Source organism: Paenibacillus sp. A3M_27_13 (assembly GCF_024213315.1).
GTDB lineage: Bacteria > Bacillota > Bacilli > Paenibacillales > Paenibacillaceae > Paenibacillus > Paenibacillus polymyxa_B.
The window spans coordinates 86,352-102,691 of sequence record NZ_JANAVE010000011.1; the positions used below are offsets into that span (position 1 = coordinate 86,352).

The following is a 16,340-nucleotide window of genomic DNA, read 5'->3' on the forward strand; positions in this document are numbered from 1 at the left end:
ATAATTTATAGAGGTGTAAAGCTTTTTCAATAAGGGATTACCAAACTTTAATATAATTTTTACCTTTTTTCAAAAGTGTAATCGGCCCTATTGGAGACTTTTCTACTCTCTGCATATCCAACAAATCAGTATTCAGGATCACTTCACTACCATCGGGGCGCTCAAATTCAGCGTCAACGATACGTACCCGTGCTAATGTTGCTGTTGAATGTACTTCACCTAGAAAAACATCGAAATTTTCCGGTAATTCACAGGAAAGATAAACTTCTTCTCCCTTATCAACTATTCTGAAGTTTGGATGAAAGCTTTTGTCAACTATCTTATCTTTTTCTCTTTCAAACGGTTCTGCTCCGGCCAAATACGCATTGTTATTAATATAAACAGGTTGTTCCACCAAGTTAAATATTTCAGCGTCTCCGGGATTTTTGTGCACGTTTTCAATATACTCTTCTAAAGAAGCCGTGTGGTTTTTATAATGGGACGTTCCGACACCTTCTAATCCATCAGCTCCAATGAAAATATTATTATAAAAACGGTCATCACCGCCGTAAATAAAAGAAAAACCTGCGATTTTGGTGCTGTGGGGGAGGTGATACTGTGTAGAACGTGTCATTTCTTTCCAATGATTCATCTTACCGCAGATTAGGTTGTTTATGTAAGCTCCACCCTGTGACACATTGTCCAGAGAATATTCAGAAGCCATTATATTGTGATCAACGATATATGGCCCATGGCTTACTTCAACAAACAAATCGCGATTATTGCTATAAAATAAATTCTTACTAATCCTTGTTCCCTGTGTCTGCCAATCTGACCATAATCCTAAAGAGCAGTCATGGATACGGTTATGATAAATCTGGACATCTATGGCTGCATGGAGCTTGATTCCTGCAATTTCGTGACCGTAGAATTCACGTTTCAGAGCAATATTATATATATGGTTGTGATGAATTTCACTAAATACACCGCCTAAGTGACCCACAATTCCATTTTGACCGCAATCATAAATCGTATTATTACGGATAATATGGGAGCCGATTTTTTCCTTGCACCAGCCATTACGTTTAGCAGAAAAGACAGATTCAAGCTGGTACTGGTATCCGGGTTTGTCTTTCCGGACGGAGCGATAATTATGCCCGGTGGAGGCTTCTTTACCAATACTGATGGCGCTGCATTTTGCATCGTGAAGGATATTGTTTTCAATAATCCAACCCTTGCTCCAATTGGCACCAAGCAGTCCAGGCTGATCCGCTGTCGGAGGTGCCCATGGTGTTGCGGCCTGCGCCATTTCAAAGCCTCTTACTGTAATATAATCAATCCCTGTATCTTGGGGATAGAAACAAGATCTGCGAACGTTAACCTCAACAAATTCTTTGTTCGGATCAGCGCCTTGGAAATTCGCATATATGGTTGTATTATCAGCATTCACTTCTGCAAACCAGACATATTTTGTCTGTTCCTGATTATGAACAGGAACCATTTTTCTTGTCCAGTGGTCCAATACTTCTGTTGTAACCTTCGGATCGATCAGTTGTTTAAAGCGGCTGACTTCATAAAAAGACATACCGTTTAAATAAACGTCTCCTAAATGCTTGGTTTCCTCAATTGTTACGAGCCAATCTCCGGACACTTCAAGAGCATATGGGTTATAGTTACCAAAAAACTCATTCGGCAATACAACCTTCCAAACATTCCCTTCTGCATGCTGCCAACTTTGAATATGCTCAGAGCCTTTAATGATTACTTTTTCACCTTTTGCAGCTTGATAAGTAATTCTTCTCTTGGTGCTTAATCCTTTAAATTTTGGTTTTACCCATTCACGATATACCCCTCCATGGACAATAACCGTGTCTCCTGCCACAGCAGCAGAAGCTGCTTTATTGATTGTCAGAAATGGATCTTCCTGACTCCCCTGGCCGTGATCTGAACCAGTTTTTGCTACGTGATACTCCATAGTCTTATATCCTCCTTTAAATTCAATTTATTTTATTATAGGAAATAATATTTGTTAATTCTATCCAAAATATAGTACACTTTAAGACAATATTAGTGTTCTGGCAAAGGAGAGTTGTATGGTCTTATTTGAAAAACATGGAATGGAGGGGGAAGAATTCTTTCATTTTTTTCCTTTGAAGAATTATAGCTTTCCCCTTCATTTTCACCGCGCATATGAAATGATCTATGTTAATGATGGACAGCTATATGTATCCATTGATCAAAAAGAGTATCTTTTGAAGGAAAATGATCTGGTCTTTATCTTTATAAATCAAATGCATGAATTTAAGACCATCGATTACTCTAATATTACAATCATCCTTTTTTCGCCAGAGTTGATCGGCGACTTTTTTATGAATTTAAAAGGCTTAATTCCAAATGACAGTGCATTGCATTTGGAGAGAGCTATTGATTTTAGTAAGCTGAATTCAATCTATAGCCAGAAAAGTTTTTTATATGCTGTTTGTGCTGATCTGATAAATCAGAAATCGTTTACCCTAGTTAAGCAATCACCTCAGACAAAGGTGCTCTATAAGATGCTGCTTTATGTAGAGGAAAGTTATTCTACTGATTGCACATTAAAAGACATTGCAAAACATCTGCAGTATGACTATCCTTATCTATCAAAGTTGTTTGCCCAACAAATGAACATGACCTTCACGGACTACTTAAATCATTATCGGATTTCACAGGCATGCTATTTGCTGAAAAATTCCCAGCAGGCGATTGGTGAAGTTGCAATCAAGTGTGGTTATAACAATTTAAGAACCTTTCATCGTAACTTCAAGGAAATAACCAGGAGAGCGCCTAGAGAATATCGAGCAATGGACTAAAGAAGAACGGCATAAGCATAAGGTGAATGCGTTGAGCACTTTGTTGACCTTCAGCTTAAACTAGCTGGTGATTATGTTGAAAATATAATCATTAATTCTCAACAATCTTCAGATCATAATTTACGATCCTTCTAATCCAAAGTTTTGCTAGCAATAAATTAGAAAATCCATAAACGCAGCCATCCAATTACCAAGAATTTTTCTACATGACGCACACCATTTTAAATCGGTTATGTGAACAGGTGCGGCAATCCCTTGTCATCTAAAAGCCGTGATTTACGAGGGCTTATCAGAATATCTGGTGAGTGGTTTCAAAGGGTTCGTTTCCTGTCTGGTCACAGGGTAGAAGCTCACTCGGTTGTGATGCGCTCGGCAACAAAAACGATTCGATTCGTACACAGTATACATCACACAACAAATGTTTTCGGTACGTTCGCTGTGGCAGTATTCACTTCATTCTTAAGGGTCAAGTCGCCAAAACTTAAAAATAGCAAGTCTCTGTCAACTTAGAGACTTGCTATTTTGTGTTTTCGGTTCATTAAATTTTGTGAAAAAAAATAGTTCCAAAGTTATGAATTTTCTAAAAATTTATACTTTTAACAGCCGAAGGGCACTGCGGTTGGTACGTCATGTCGGAACGAGGAGATTGATTCAAAAAAATTGGTTGGTAAACTTGAGCTTTGAGTTAATAAAAAAATGTCGGATGACAAAAGCCATGTTGCATTAGGAGCCGCCTAAATGACGGCTTTTTTGTTTTAAGAAATCAAGTTCATGCTCCGAGCCAAGGACAAGAACTTGATTATTCCATTGCCGATTAGATATCTACCTATTTAATGCTCACTATACCGACCATCCAGTTGTCGCAGGAGCAGACGACCTCATTCTGGAGCGGTTGAAGCGAGGTTCGTTGACTGTCAAATAAGAAGCCCTTAGTGAGCTTTTTTTAGACAATTCTTTAATAGATAACCCAATTTATAAATTTATACTGTGCAGCTTTGAAAAAGCTCAATAAACTTCTGAGCTGCTGAAGAAAGGGGCAAGTCTTTTTTGATAGCAATACTTAAAAACCTTTTAGGTATGATTTCTTGGATGGGCACTATGAATAGCTGTTGTTGATCCAAATCGCTGCGAACAAAATCCTCGATTACACACGATATGCCCAAACCTTTTTTAGCAAACTCAATTAACAGTTCCATGGTACTCAGTTCTATTTTAGGTATTACTTTTAAGCCATATGAAGTGAAAAAGTTGTCAATATATTTTCTTGTATTAAGTCCTTTCTGCATGAGAATGATCGGGTAATTTACTACTAGTTCTTTTAAGAATATTGGTTTATCACATATTTCTTTAAATCTCTCACCTACTACAAAACAATCTTGTATTTCTATTTTTCCAATCACCGTCAGAGAATCTCTGCTTCCGTTCAGATTGATGATTCCTATGTCAACTTCGCCTGACTCTAGCTGCTTAATTGTAGAATGAGTAGATTGATCTTTGATATAAATCTCGATATTAGGGTAAGCCAAGGAGAATGTCTCTAGGTATTGCATCAAGAAGTTACTACAAGCTGTTGTGCTTACGGCTATTCTTAGTTGGCCAGCATCTAAATTCCTTAATTCCAAAAATTTTCTTTCAGCCGCCTGTAATAACTCATAGCTTTGTTCTACATATTGATATAATATCTCTCCTTCCGCAGTAAGGGACACTCCTTGTGCCCTTCTATGGAACAACTGTCCACCTAGCTTATTTTCAAGCAGTTTTATGGACTGACTAACTGCCGATTGTGATGTAAATAGTTCCTTTGCCGCATTAGACATACTTCCAGCTTTTACTGTGATATAGAAGATCTTATAGAGTTCATAATTAATATCCATATAAGTATTTAGTATACCTCCTATACTTATTATTAATTTTACTTATTATACTGCGTGAATTATACTCGGGTTGTCAATGATTAATCGATAAATTGAGAAGGTGATCAATCTAGTATTCCCATATTTAAGATATATTATTGACTCATCTGTAGGAGATATTCAATCTTCAGAATTTGAGAGGGGATAATACTGTGAGGCGGGATTACTTTTGCAATGGACACACTTGAAACCGTTCTTTTGGTATTTTCTTTTCTCGTGGTTCTAAAATCGGATAAACGATTTATTGAAGCACTTCGTTCAATTTCAGATTGGCTAATTGATCAAAGTAAGAGAAAGGGGAAAATACATGGCTATCATATTCATAATTTTCGCATTATTGGCAGGAATGGCCTTGCCTACACAATTTAGTGTTAATGCGCAGCTAAGGACAGTGGTGGGATCACCTATTGTTGCTTCGGCCATTTCTTTTACAGTAGGTGCCATCTCATTAATAATCATATCTTTTTTTGTAAAAGGATCGTTGTTCAAAAAAGAATGGTTTGAAGCTCCCTGGTGGATGTGGACAGGAGGACTACTGGGTGCTTTCTATGTATTGGCGACAACCATTCTCATGCCCAGAATAGGAGTAGCAGCTACGGTTGGATACGTTTTAGCTGGACAAATAATCGTGTCGGTGATCATTGATCATTTTGGATTAATTGGTGCTAGTATGCACACTTTGAATATTCCTCGATTATTGGGAGCTCTTTTGGTAATTGCAGGAGTCTTTATCGTACAAAAATTTTAAATACATTTGGGGGAAACGTACATGAGCAAAATAAGAAAAGACTTTCTGTGGGGAGGAGCTATTGCTGCTAATCAAGTAGAAGGTGCACATCACAGGGATGGAAGAGGGTTAAGTACCGCTGATATTCAGCCGTTTATTCCAGGAGCTGATCCTATTGATCTACATTTTAATAACATGGATTCAGAAACATACGAAAAATACAAACATGGGACATACTATTTCCCTAAGCGCCAAGGAGTACATTTCTACGAACGATACCGTGAGTATATCGATGCGTTAGCAGACATGCATGTAAAAACATTGCGGTTGTCTATTTCTTGGAGCAGGATTTTTCCGAATGGAGATGATACCGCTCCAAACGAGCAGGGTTTGGCCTTCTATGATCGATTATTTGAGTACATGAAAGAAAAAAATATTGAGCCAATCGTCACGATTTTCCATTATGAAATGCCTTTAAATTTGGTTGAGCAATATGGCGGTTGGACAAACCCGAAACTGATTGATTTTTTCGTGAAGTATGGGGAAACCGTCCTGCAAAGATATCATCAAACCGTTAAATATTGGATCATTATCAATCAAATTAACCTTGTCCACAAAGAGGCATTTGCCTCCCTTGGCATACTGAAAGATAAAGTTGATCATTACGAGCAGTCTCAGTTTCAAGCGGTTCATCACCAATTCGTTGCTTCTGCAAAGATTACTGAGTATGGGCACAAGCTAAATCCATCCCTTCAAATGGGAATGATGTTGGCCGATACGTTAACCGCCCCTTATTCATGTGAACCTGCAGATGTCGAACTGAATTTCAGACGGAATCGAATGCAATATTTCTACAGCGATGTTCTGATTCGAGGAGAGTATCCAGAATATGCATTGACGTATTTCGAAGACCATGACATCCAGCTGGAAATTACGGAATCGGAGAAAGAGTTGCTTTGGAACAATACAGCCGATTTCCTTGCAGTCTCTTATTACTGGTCAAATACTGTTAAAGCTAGTGAGAATACGATGGACCCTAACTCTACTGTGAAAAATCCCCATTTGAAAGCGAATCGCTGGGGCTGGTCTATAAATGCTTCAGGATTATATCTCTGCATGTCTAAGTATTGGGACAGGTATCATGTTCCCATGATGGTGGCTGAAAATGGTCTTGGATTTAAAGATGTTTTAACAGCGGACAATAAAGTTCATGACGATTATCGCATCGAATACCACCAGGAGCATATTGCAGCACTGAAAGAGGCAATACATGAAGGGGCAGATGTTTTTGCCTATTGTACCTGGGCCCCTTTCGACATCATCAGTGCAGGTACTGCTGAAATGAGCAAAAGATATGGCTTTATTTATGTGGACTATGATGATGAAGGTAATGGAAATGGGCAATTCCATTATAAAGATAGTTTTTACTGGTATAAGCAAGTTATTGATACAAACGGCGAGGATCTTCATAGAACCACCAACGATTAGGATGAGAATCACTAAATGATGAAGGCACCCCCGGATCATTTTGTATCGTTTCAGTAGTACGGTATGTGGAAAATGGTCCGGGCATTTATAATAGGGGGGACAACTATGAGTTATCAAAAATTGGCAAAGGATATTCTGGATGGCGTAGGAGGAAAAGAGAATGTAAATGCGGTGTGGCATTGTGCCACTAGATTGAGATTTAAATTAAATGATGTGAGTACTGCAGATACCAAAAAGATTGAAAACACAGATGGGGTCATTACCGTCGTCAATAGTGCCGGACAGTATCAGGTGGTTGTTGGTAATTCCGTTGCTCAAGTCTATGATGCACTAACATCATTACCTGGAATGGCATTACATGCTTCTAGCAACAATGAAAGCGCTTCAGAAAAACGAACTGAGAAATTTAATCCTGTCAGTCAGTTGATGGATTTTGTTTCGGCCGTATTTACGCCATTTCTGGGAGCCTTGGCTGGATCCGGAATTTTGAAAGGCATTCTAGCTTTATTTACAACAATGAACTGGATATCGACTGACAGTGGTGCGTATAAAATATGGAATGCAGCAAGTGATGCCATTTTCTATTTTTTGCCGATTTTCTTGGCATTTACTGCGGCCAAGAAGCTTAAAGTCAACCCATTCGTAGCCGTTTCGTTAGCTGGTGCACTCATTCATCCGTCTTTAGTAGAGATCGTATCCAATTCACAAACGATTGATTTCTTTGGCATACCGATCATACCAATTACGTATACGGCGTCTGTGTTTCCCATTCTGTTGTCGATTTGGGGCCTCTCTTACTTGGAACCTTTGTTGAACAAATTCTTTCCGGAATCAATTCGTAATATGCTAACCCCTCTGGTTTCTCTAGTGATTATGTTGCCTTTAACTTTGGCTGTTATCGGCCCTCTAGGCACAAAGATCAGTGACCTGTTCGCCATGGTATTGTTAGCAATCTTTGGTTTCTCCCCATTACTTGCTGGGTTGGTTTTAGGAGCGTTCCATCAGTCGATTGTCATTTTCGGAGTCCATTGGGCGCTGATTACGCTGATGATAAACAATGTCGCTAATCAAGGATACGACCAATGGTTGCCAATTGTATGTGCAGCCGTACTTTCTCAAGCAGGTGCTGCTCTAGGCGTATTTTTGAAAACCAAGGATGCCAAAATCAAAGGCCTATCGGGTTCTGCAGCAATCACAGCCATTTTTGGTATCACTGAACCGGCAATTTACGGCGTAACCCTTAAATTAAAGCGTCCATTCTACTGTGCAATGATCGCTGCTGGTATTGGAGGCGCTGTTATTGGATCGTTTGAAGTACATGCATCCACATTTACATTTCCTAGCTTGTTGGCTATTCCAACTTATTTAGGCCAAGGTTTCATTGGAGAAGTCATCGGATTAATTATTGCATTCTTTGGAGCCGTCATTTTAACTTATTTCTTCGGTGTTTCGAATAAGAGTGTGACGAATTTGAGTGATCAAGCAAATCCAAACGAGGTTATGGTACCTGTGAATGGCCAAATTGTTCCTTTAAGCAGTGTAAGCGATGAGGTGTTTGCTTCTGAAGCGATGGGTAAAGGAGCAGGGATTGTTCCAATTAGCGGAATTGTTACAGCTCCGGTAAACGGAACGGTAAGCAGCGTGTACAAAACCGGGCATGCGATTGGCATTGTATCTGATTCCGGTATAGAACTTTTGATTCATATCGGTATTAATACTGTGAAATTAAAGGGACAACACTTTAAACCATTGGTTAAGGAAAATGATAGAATTGGCATTGATGACAAATTAGTTGAGTTTGACTTGGAGCAAATTAAGGCTGCGGGTTATGATTCTACGGTAATGGTTATTGTTACGAATTCATTTAATTATGATCAAGTGCATGTGAATCTGGAGGATCCAAATTCAAAACAGTTATTACATGTGATTCCTGCAAAACCTAGCGTTTCATCTTCAAATTTGGTTTAACACAGGACAGCATGGATTTGATCTTGGAAGTAAATTGAAAAAATGTATAACAGCCAGCTATAGCTATTATAGCTGGCTTTTTTTAGTAGATAGTTCTGTTGCTAACGAAGAAAAGGATTAAGAAATTACGAATGCTTGGGCAGTTCAGCATCTGTTCTTCCTCCAACACTCATAACGAAAAATTTTACTGCAAACGTGCTTAGTAGTCCCCCCTTCGAAAAGGTATTAGCCGAATGGTGAACAGAATGTTTCTGTAGACTGAAGATCCTTTAGTATGAATTTCAAGTGTTCTCTAGCTGATTGATTCAATGGTTGTAAGGGCAAAGGAAGACTGGGACTTGAGATCAAGCCACTTATTTCTGCTGCTGCTGAAATAACGCGAAGGCTGCCATATTGACGAAATAACGACCAAAGCGGTTCAAGTAGCGCCGAGAGTTGTTTCGCTTCTTCAGCAAAACCGGACTGGGCCAAACGGGTCATTTTTTGGCACGCCCTTGGAAACAAACCACCAAGAACTGAGTACCATACTTCACAGCCTGCATCCAAGCCAGTGACTGCGGATGAGTCTCCACTTACTCCTATAGTTACATGGGGAGGAATGGCCGTTCGCAGTTTTCTAATGCGTGCCTTGGCTGCTTCAGGATCAGAAGGCACTCCAGGAATCTTGATAGAACGAACGTTAGACAGCTCAGCAATCCGACCGTGCAACTCATCACTGAAATGAAAATGTGTAGTCCCCGGATTATCATATACGCAGAGCGGAATAGAGAGCGAGCTTGTCACCTGTTCATACAACGAATATACCTCTTCATTTGTTAATGCCTGGTAAGAAACAGGAGCTAACAGCACTGCGCTTGCTCCTGCTCTTTGTGCATCTTCCGCTAATCGAAGTACTTCAGAAGTACGAATCGCACTTATACTTGTCATCACGGGAATCCCTTCAGATGAATGGACAGCAAGTCGAAGCACACGTAAACGTTCTTCTCGATTAAGATATGCATAATTTCCAGTTGAACCCAATGCACCAATTGAGTCTACACCAGCTGCAACTAATCGTTGAATTAGTGTCACAAATGCTTTTTCGTTAATACCTGTCTCGTTAACTGGCGTGAGTGGAAAAGCAGATAATCCACAGAACATAAAGCTACACTCCTTTATTAATTGACCTTCAAAATACAAACACATTATAAAAATGAATTAGACACAATTAAAGTACCAATTGAGAGACAAATAACAGTACCAATTCTTCTAGAGAAACTTAAGATCGAAACAAAGAGATATGAGCATCAAGCTTCAGTGTCAACTTGGATATTACATCTTTTAACAGATCAGGTTAGTTGAGAAAGATAAAAAGCATTCTATATAGAATGCTTTTTATCTTTCTCATGATTTAGTGATGTATCAGAGTGTGTTAATATGCGGTCAAGTACTTTTTTAGTAAGTGGCATAAAGTAATTGAGTATTAACCCCCCTAAACAAACGGTTAACAAAGTTCCAATGCCAATGGGGCCATTTAAAATGACTGCTATGATCAAGAATATAAGGTAGATGAGTGTTCTCGAAAAAAATAGATTTGTTCTAGTTAATTCTTGTATGATTAATGTTAATCGGTCAACTGGAATTGGTGCAAAATTTGTCTGTAAATATGTTGCAGTTCCTAATCCTACAACAACTAAACCAATTCCAAAACAAACAACTTTGCTGTACCATAGTTCAGGTGCTATCAAATTGTGTAATAAAAAAAGCCACATATCAATACCAATACCCGTTATAAATGCTGTTAACAACCCCAAAACTTCTGGTCTTTGTCTTTTCAAAAGCGAATTACAACATATCAATATTATAGCTATTATGATTTCCCAACTTCCCACAGTAAGCCCCACATTTATGGACAGTCCTACCAAAAGTGCATCAAAAGGCGAAGTCCCAAGGTCTGATTGTATAGTGAACGAAATTCCAAGGGATAATATAAAAATTCCTAATACAAAAAAAAATATTTCACTTTACTCGACCTCTTTAACATAATTTTATGTTGCAAATGCAATAAAAATAAGGTAAATTCAATATATCATTTTTATTGCATTTGCAATAAAATAGGGGCGAAGGAGTTAACTATGAAGGAAGTGCTTCGTGAAATTGGAATGATCGCAAGGGCATTAGATTCTATAAGTAATATAGAATTTAAAGAATATGACCTTACAAAAGGGCAGTATTTGTACCTTGTGCGAATATGTGAAAACCCAGGAATCATTCAAGAAAAGTTAGCTGAGATGATAAAAGTAGATCGAACAACTGCATCTCGTGCTATAAAAAAACTTGTAATTAATGGATTTATTGAAAAGAAAGAGGATAACCATAACCAAAAAATCAAAAAACTCTTTCCAACAGAGAAAGGGAACAATGTTTATCCTTTTATAAAAAGAGAAAATGATTATTCCAATAACATTGCATTAGAGGGATTTTCGGAAAGAGAAGTAGAAACCATTTTCAATCTTCTTCAAAGAGTGAGAGAAAATATAGGGGAAGACTGGGAATTTGTAAAAAAGGGGAACAAGAGAAATTATTGATTTACATGAAGGAGCGATACATTAAGTGACTGTAAAAATAATAAAGTGCAACCGTGAAGATTTACAAATACTCCAAAAAATAAGTATTGAAACATTTAATGATACTTTTAAAGATCAGAATTCACCTGAAAATATGAAAGCTTATCTAGAAAGAGCATTTAACTATAAGCAGTTGGAGGAGGAATTGTCCAACGACTCTTCAGAAATCTTTTTCATCTATTTTAATGAAGAACTTGCTGGATACTTAAAGGTAAATATGAATGATGCCCAATCCGAAAAAATGGGTGATGAGTCGCTCGAAATTGAGAGGATTTATATAAAAAACAAATCTCAAAAACATGGGCTTGGTAAATATCTGCTAAATAAAGCTATGGAAATTGCGATTGAACATAATAAAAAGAAGATCTGGCTCGGTGTATGGGAAAAAAATGAAAACGCCATTGCTTTTTATAAGAAAATGGGGTTTGTTCAAACTGGCGCACACTCTTTTTATATGGGTGATGAAGAACAAATTGATTTCATAATGACCAAAACAATGATATAAGTTTAGGGTGATATACGAATTCTTATTAATTTTTATATTGTAATTTATTCACTAATGTGTATAATGTTAACTATAATTGAATTCAAAAATGTTTTCTAGGGTTCCGCGATGTAATATCGGCTGGTCCGAGAGAAAACTCACAGTCGTCGTACTGTGCCACGGAGGGATAAAAGCCTGGGAGAAAAACTGCTGTATGCAGTATTCTCTCAGGCTTTTTTTATTGCTGCTATAAATCCATACTACATTTGCAGCATTATCAAAAAGGAGGAAGCACAGAATGAACAAGACATGGTTATCTGTTGTAATTGCGGCATTATTTGAAGTTGGATGGGTCATCGGCCTGAAACATGCCAGCGGATGGTTAGAGTGGGGGGGCACTTTAGTTGGAATTTTAGTAAGTTTCATACTCATGATTATGGCTTCCCGTACGCTTCCGGTTGGTACGGTGTATGCAGTGTTTGTCGGGTTGGGAACGGCCGGCACTGTATTGGCAGAAATTTTGTTGTTTGATGCTGAGGTACAGGGATCTAAATTGTTGCTAATCGGGGTGCTTCTGCTCGGAGTTGTAGGGCTCAAAATACAGAGCAAAGAGAAGAAACAAGGAAAAGAGGTGCACTGACGTATGAACTGGGTATTTCTAATTTTGGCAGGCGTATTTGAGATGATGGGAGTTCTCATGATTAATAAGCTCCATAAAGATCGGAATTTCCTGTCTGCTTTTTACTTGCTTGCAGGCTTTGGATTGAGCTTCTTGTTTCTATCCCTGGCCATGGAAACACTACCCATGGGAACGGCCTACGCTGTCTGGACCGGTATTGGGGCTTCTGGCGGGGCCATATTGGGCATGATCTTTTACAGTGAACCGCGTAATACCGCGAGAATTCTGTTCATTGCGATGGTACTCGGTTCAGCAGTTGGCCTAAAGCTGGTAAGCTGATTAATGATGGAATTAGACATACTGGTCTTCTTAGAACAGCAGCGAACTATCTGAATGCTTATGGGCTATCATTAAATTTAAAAATAGAAAGAAAAGACCAGCGTGCAGACAAAGTATCGATAAGAAATTTTGTCTGCATGTTTTTTTGCATTTGCTTACCCTTCTATACTCTGATCTTTAGGATCGCCGCGTTGTGTTTTCAGTTTTAGAAAATGAAGAGTCATTTGAAGTTTCAGACGAATATCACCATCGCTTAGATCAATCTCGAAAAGCTCACGCATCCTGTTGATTCGATAGAACAAAGTATTTCTATGAATAAAAAGTGTTTTAGCAGCAATATTTGGAGTGTCCACATATTGAAGATAGGCTTCAAGGGTAGGTAGCAAACTTGTTTTGTGGGCATTGTCATAAGCAATTAACTTTTGGATAACTGGATGGTAGAAGTCAGCGAGATCGTTCTGTTCCGATATGATCTTTCCAATATGCTCGCAGAGATAGTCCTCATACATATACACTGGCTTGTTAGAATTAAGTTGGAAACCAATCTCGAAGGCGGTTAGGCATTGCTTATAATATTTTCGCAAAAAGGTTAAATGACTAAAGCAGTCACTCAGCGAAGCAGTTAGGCCGTTTACTTGGAGAAATTCCAGAATTCGTTTGTCTTCAGCAATGATTTTACAGGATGAATCAACGAGGGAAATGAGAAATACAATACGTCCCTGATATACGATCCAACGGCTATCCGGAAGTAATTGGATCATATGCTGTGCAACCAACTGAACTTTCCCGTCAAAAAAGCCGTTCTTCAGGTCTGTCAAGGTCATCACTCTCAGGTAAGGTGTAAGCGTCCATTCCAGATGAGCCAGTCGCATTGCGATGACATTAGCATCATTGAGCTCGCCTGTAAGCAGTTCGGAAAGCAAAAAACTATGCATCATTCCTTGATTGCAATTATAAAAGTCGTTCTTTTGCAATTCTACCGAAACCAACTCACAAAGAAATTGTACGAGTTCAAAATCAATATCTGTAAATTTACGATCCAGTTCCATAACACTGACCTGCGCGAATTCTATACCATGTACGTACACAAAAGCTGTTATCCAACAGTCGTTGGTCTCGGGATCGCGTGAATAATAAGGAGTAAGAGCCATACGGGTTAATTCGTACAGATTGGATTTCTTCATGCTCTCAATATTACTGTCAAGAATATAACCCAAATTTCGCTGCTGTTCGATATCAGGTCGGCTGGGGATGGGGGCCTGACACATAGCGAGTAACTTATAGCCTGCGTCGACAATGATTACCGGATTACCAAAGATGCGGGAGGCCTCGTTTGTCAAGTATTGTAAACCTTTGTTTGAGTAAAGTGCGGATATCAGAGTGTGCATATGCTCAATGAGCCGATTCTCATGAGCAAGTATAGATGAAATCTTTCCCGAAAGATCCAGCAGATCCAGTCCATTTGGCAGAAGGGTAAGACAAGTATAAGAGTCTACAAGTGCATCACAATCCTGAATGCAGAAAAGAGGAGTGTCTGTAGGAAAGTCCTTTGGCAAATCCGAAAGATTGCCTATATAAGCGGTGTCAGCCTGGAAAACGGAACTCAACCGCAGGATAGTAAATTCACTGATTTCTTTTGTTTGCATGGCCTCTTCGGGCAAGGAAAGATAACAGTCGCTAAGTTTTCTGATTATTTTTTGAATTTTCACGAGAGCAGCCTCCAAAAGCTTTTTAATCCTTGTGCAATATTACAAAATATCGTCACTATATCGGCCCTGGTTTAAATTCCAGCACATAGGATATAACGCTTTCATTATATATACTGAAATTATTACGCGCTGCAATAAATAACACTTTAATCAAAAAATGAGTAATATTGTTTAAAATCAAAACTCTGTGAGGGAATAGTTTTGGAATTATGTGAGCAAATTTATGCGAAATTAGTGGAGAAAGCTGAAACTCTCGCATGGATTTGCTTCAGGATCTATGCCTAACAAATACAAATTGCAGGAGGATATTAATGAAAATTTTAGGGATCAGTTGCGGTAGAAGGATGAGTAATTCAGAAATCCTTGTGAAGGAAGCTCTGATGGGTGCTGAAGAGATAGGTGCCGAGGTAGAGCTTATACGTCTTAATGACCTGCAAATTAAACCTTGCACCGGTTGTAATGCTTGTGTAGTCAGCCTGCTTGAAAAGTGTGGCTCAGGAGATTGTGTGATAAAGAACGATGATTATGGATTTATTGAAGAAAAAATAATGGAATGCGACGGGTTAATTGTGAGCTCAGCCATTTATGAGAAGAGTCCGAGTGGACTGTTGAAGACTCTGAATGACCGGATGGGCCCTTCCCATGATATTGCCTTCCGAATGATTGCCAAGAAGCAACGCGAAGAAAGAGGAATAACTACTGGTAAAGGCCCAGATGAAAGAAGCTTTAAACAAAGAGTGGCTTCTCTTATAGCTGTAGGTGGGAGTGAGTGGGACACACTTGCTCTGCCGATGCTCCATCTTTTCACGCTGCCGATGCAAATCAATGTTGTAGACAAAATGCTGGTTAATTGGGTTGGCTTGCCTGGATCAGTAGTCTTTAAAGAAAATGAATTGAACAGAGCTAGGCAATCTGGTCGTCATGTGGCTGAAACACTAATGAATCCGAATACGGAAGCGAAATATATTGGCGAATCTGGTTTATGTCCAATCTGTCATTCCAAACTCGTTGAAATCAGAAATCATGATGATAATTATCCTGCAATATGCGGAATTTGCGGTGTAAAGGGCACTTTGGAGGTTGAACAAGGCAAAGTTAAATTCAATGTCGCGGAGGAAGATAGAGCGCATTCTCATGTTCTAATCTCTGGGAAATTCGAGCATGCGGATGAATTATATAAAGTTTCATTAAAACCTAATTCCAAGGCTGGAGAATTGCCTGAAAGATTAAAAAAATACAAAAACTATTTATCTTATTCCAGACCTGCTCGTAATTGATATTCCGAATAAAGTGCTTATTCTTTTTTTGAAAGGCTGGGAGCGAATTTGGCTGGTAAGATGCTTGCTGAAGCAGGCATGGTTGGAGCTGGTCTAAACGGCGTCAGTTTTTCATCTTACACACTCTTTTGGTTTATAGGACCTAAGATCATTAATGATAATTTAGTTGTTGGGAAAACTTCAAAAAGTATCACTCTGGAATATTACTTACTTATGTAAAGACCAGTCAGATGCAATAAGGTTCTGAACATAAATCCTTTGTTGCTGTAACTAACCGCATCACCTGGATCAATCCCTAAAAATTGACCTGACACTAATCGTTAAACTCCTTCGAAAAGATTCATCAGACTAGCTCCAATACGTGAACTAATCACCTACACAG

The 16,340-nt window shown here is 38.7% G+C and carries 15 protein-coding genes and 1 riboswitch; of the genes, 10 read left to right on the top strand and 5 right to left on the bottom strand.

Going from position 1 to position 16,340, the window contains the following annotated elements; genetic code table 11:
* Positions 1-37: 37 nt before the first annotated feature.
* The gene (locus NLX82_RS24990) at positions 38-1,954 is read right to left on the bottom strand and encodes a right-handed parallel beta-helix repeat-containing protein (RefSeq protein ID WP_023988629.1); all 1,917 of its coding nucleotides are present in this window, start codon (positions 1,952-1,954) and stop codon (positions 38-40) included.
* Between the two features lie 118 nt (positions 1,955-2,072).
* Between NLX82_RS24990 and NLX82_RS24995 the strand changes: the two genes are divergently transcribed.
* A complete protein-coding gene (locus NLX82_RS24995) occupies positions 2,073-2,828 on the top strand; it encodes a helix-turn-helix transcriptional regulator (RefSeq protein ID WP_068938422.1) in 756 nt (251 codons plus the stop codon).
* A 980-nt stretch (positions 2,829-3,808) separates the two neighbouring features.
* On the opposite strand, the gene NLX82_RS25000 is transcribed toward NLX82_RS24995, so the two are convergent.
* Positions 3,809-4,702 carry a LysR family transcriptional regulator gene (locus NLX82_RS25000; protein ID WP_023988631.1) on the bottom strand — a complete coding sequence of 298 codons (894 nt, stop codon included), beginning with the start codon at positions 4,700-4,702 and terminating at the stop codon, positions 3,809-3,811.
* Positions 4,703-5,048: 346 nt separating this feature from the next.
* Between NLX82_RS25000 and NLX82_RS25005 the strand changes: the two genes are divergently transcribed.
* The 3 genes from NLX82_RS25005 (at position 5,049) to NLX82_RS25015 (ending at position 8,924) form a co-directional block, all read left to right on the top strand.
* Complete coding sequence (locus tag NLX82_RS25005) at positions 5,049-5,489, top strand: DMT family transporter (RefSeq protein ID WP_023988632.1); 441 nt, start codon at positions 5,049-5,051, stop codon at positions 5,487-5,489.
* Positions 5,490-5,510: 21 nt separating this feature from the next.
* The gene (locus tag NLX82_RS25010) at positions 5,511-6,956 is read left to right on the top strand and encodes a glycoside hydrolase family 1 protein (protein WP_254349215.1); all 1,446 of its coding nucleotides are present in this window, start codon (positions 5,511-5,513) and stop codon (positions 6,954-6,956) included.
* A 105-nt stretch (positions 6,957-7,061) separates the two neighbouring features.
* Entirely contained in the window at positions 7,062-8,924 is a 1,863-nt protein-coding gene (locus NLX82_RS25015; protein WP_254349216.1) for a beta-glucoside-specific PTS transporter subunit IIABC, read from the top strand.
* 225 nt (positions 8,925-9,149) lie between these two features.
* On the opposite strand, the gene NLX82_RS25020 is transcribed toward NLX82_RS25015, so the two are convergent.
* Both NLX82_RS25020 and NLX82_RS25025 read right to left on the bottom strand, forming a co-directional pair.
* On the bottom strand, positions 9,150-10,064 hold the full coding sequence (locus NLX82_RS25020; protein WP_028541271.1) for a dihydrodipicolinate synthase family protein: 915 nt from the start codon (positions 10,062-10,064) through the stop codon (positions 9,150-9,152).
* 218 nt (positions 10,065-10,282) lie between these two features.
* Positions 10,283-10,921 carry a YczE/YyaS/YitT family protein gene (locus NLX82_RS25025; RefSeq protein WP_254349227.1) on the bottom strand — a complete coding sequence of 213 codons (639 nt, stop codon included), beginning with the start codon at positions 10,919-10,921 and terminating at the stop codon, positions 10,283-10,285.
* A 117-nt stretch (positions 10,922-11,038) separates the two neighbouring features.
* Between NLX82_RS25025 and NLX82_RS25030 the strand changes: the two genes are divergently transcribed.
* The 4 genes from NLX82_RS25030 (at position 11,039) to NLX82_RS25045 (ending at position 12,972) form a co-directional block, all read left to right on the top strand.
* The gene (locus tag NLX82_RS25030) at positions 11,039-11,491 is read left to right on the top strand and encodes a MarR family winged helix-turn-helix transcriptional regulator (protein ID WP_254349217.1); all 453 of its coding nucleotides are present in this window, start codon (positions 11,039-11,041) and stop codon (positions 11,489-11,491) included.
* A 25-nt stretch (positions 11,492-11,516) separates the two neighbouring features.
* The gene (gene paiA / locus NLX82_RS25035; RefSeq protein ID WP_069079637.1) at positions 11,517-12,035 is read left to right on the top strand and encodes a spermidine/spermine N(1)-acetyltransferase; all 519 of its coding nucleotides are present in this window, start codon (positions 11,517-11,519) and stop codon (positions 12,033-12,035) included.
* Between the two features lie 84 nt (positions 12,036-12,119).
* Positions 12,120-12,218, top strand: a riboswitch (guanidine-I (ykkC/yxkD leader).
* 94 nt (positions 12,219-12,312) lie between these two features.
* Positions 12,313-12,654: a DMT family transporter gene (locus NLX82_RS25040; RefSeq protein ID WP_023988640.1), complete on the top strand. Its 342-nt coding sequence runs from the start codon at positions 12,313-12,315 to the stop codon at positions 12,652-12,654.
* Between the two features lie 3 nt (positions 12,655-12,657).
* Entirely contained in the window at positions 12,658-12,972 is a 315-nt protein-coding gene (locus NLX82_RS25045; protein ID WP_023988641.1) for a DMT family transporter, read from the top strand.
* Positions 12,973-13,127: 155 nt separating this feature from the next.
* Here the strand turns inward: NLX82_RS25045 and NLX82_RS27840 are convergent, their stop codons facing one another.
* Entirely contained in the window at positions 13,128-14,681 is a 1,554-nt protein-coding gene (locus NLX82_RS27840; protein ID WP_254349218.1) for a PucR family transcriptional regulator, read from the bottom strand.
* 311 nt (positions 14,682-14,992) lie between these two features.
* Between NLX82_RS27840 and NLX82_RS25055 the strand changes: the two genes are divergently transcribed.
* Both NLX82_RS25055 and NLX82_RS25060 read left to right on the top strand, forming a co-directional pair.
* A complete protein-coding gene (locus NLX82_RS25055) occupies positions 14,993-15,958 on the top strand; it encodes a flavodoxin family protein (protein WP_053325461.1) in 966 nt (321 codons plus the stop codon).
* A gap of 48 nt (positions 15,959-16,006) precedes the next feature.
* Complete coding sequence (locus tag NLX82_RS25060) at positions 16,007-16,177, top strand: hypothetical protein (protein ID WP_023988644.1); 171 nt, start codon at positions 16,007-16,009, stop codon at positions 16,175-16,177.
* The last annotated feature ends 163 nt before the right edge of the window (positions 16,178-16,340 follow it).

Bases quoted from the DNA above. Each gene is read 5' to 3' on its own strand.
- NLX82_RS25015 (WP_254349216.1), top strand. From the start codon at position 7,062: ATGAGTTATCAAAAATTGGCAAAGGATATTCTGGATGGCGTAGGAGGA.
- NLX82_RS25045 (WP_023988641.1), top strand. From the start codon at position 12,658: ATGAACTGGGTATTTCTAATTTTGGCAGGCGTATTTGAGATGATGGGA.
- NLX82_RS25020 (WP_028541271.1), bottom strand. From the start codon at position 10,064: ATGTTCTGTGGATTATCTGCTTTTCCACTCACGCCAGTTAACGAGACA.
- NLX82_RS24995 (WP_068938422.1), top strand. From the start codon at position 2,073: ATGGTCTTATTTGAAAAACATGGAATGGAGGGGGAAGAATTCTTTCAT.
- NLX82_RS25000 (WP_023988631.1), bottom strand. From the start codon at position 4,702: ATGGATATTAATTATGAACTCTATAAGATCTTCTATATCACAGTAAAA.
- NLX82_RS25010 (WP_254349215.1), top strand. From the start codon at position 5,511: ATGAGCAAAATAAGAAAAGACTTTCTGTGGGGAGGAGCTATTGCTGCT.
- NLX82_RS25055 (WP_053325461.1), top strand. From the start codon at position 14,993: ATGAAAATTTTAGGGATCAGTTGCGGTAGAAGGATGAGTAATTCAGAA.
- NLX82_RS24990 (WP_023988629.1), bottom strand. From the start codon at position 1,954: ATGGAGTATCACGTAGCAAAAACTGGTTCAGATCACGGCCAGGGGAGT.
- NLX82_RS25030 (WP_254349217.1), top strand. From the start codon at position 11,039: ATGAAGGAAGTGCTTCGTGAAATTGGAATGATCGCAAGGGCATTAGAT.
- NLX82_RS25040 (WP_023988640.1), top strand. From the start codon at position 12,313: ATGAACAAGACATGGTTATCTGTTGTAATTGCGGCATTATTTGAAGTT.
- NLX82_RS25005 (WP_023988632.1), top strand. From the start codon at position 5,049: ATGGCTATCATATTCATAATTTTCGCATTATTGGCAGGAATGGCCTTG.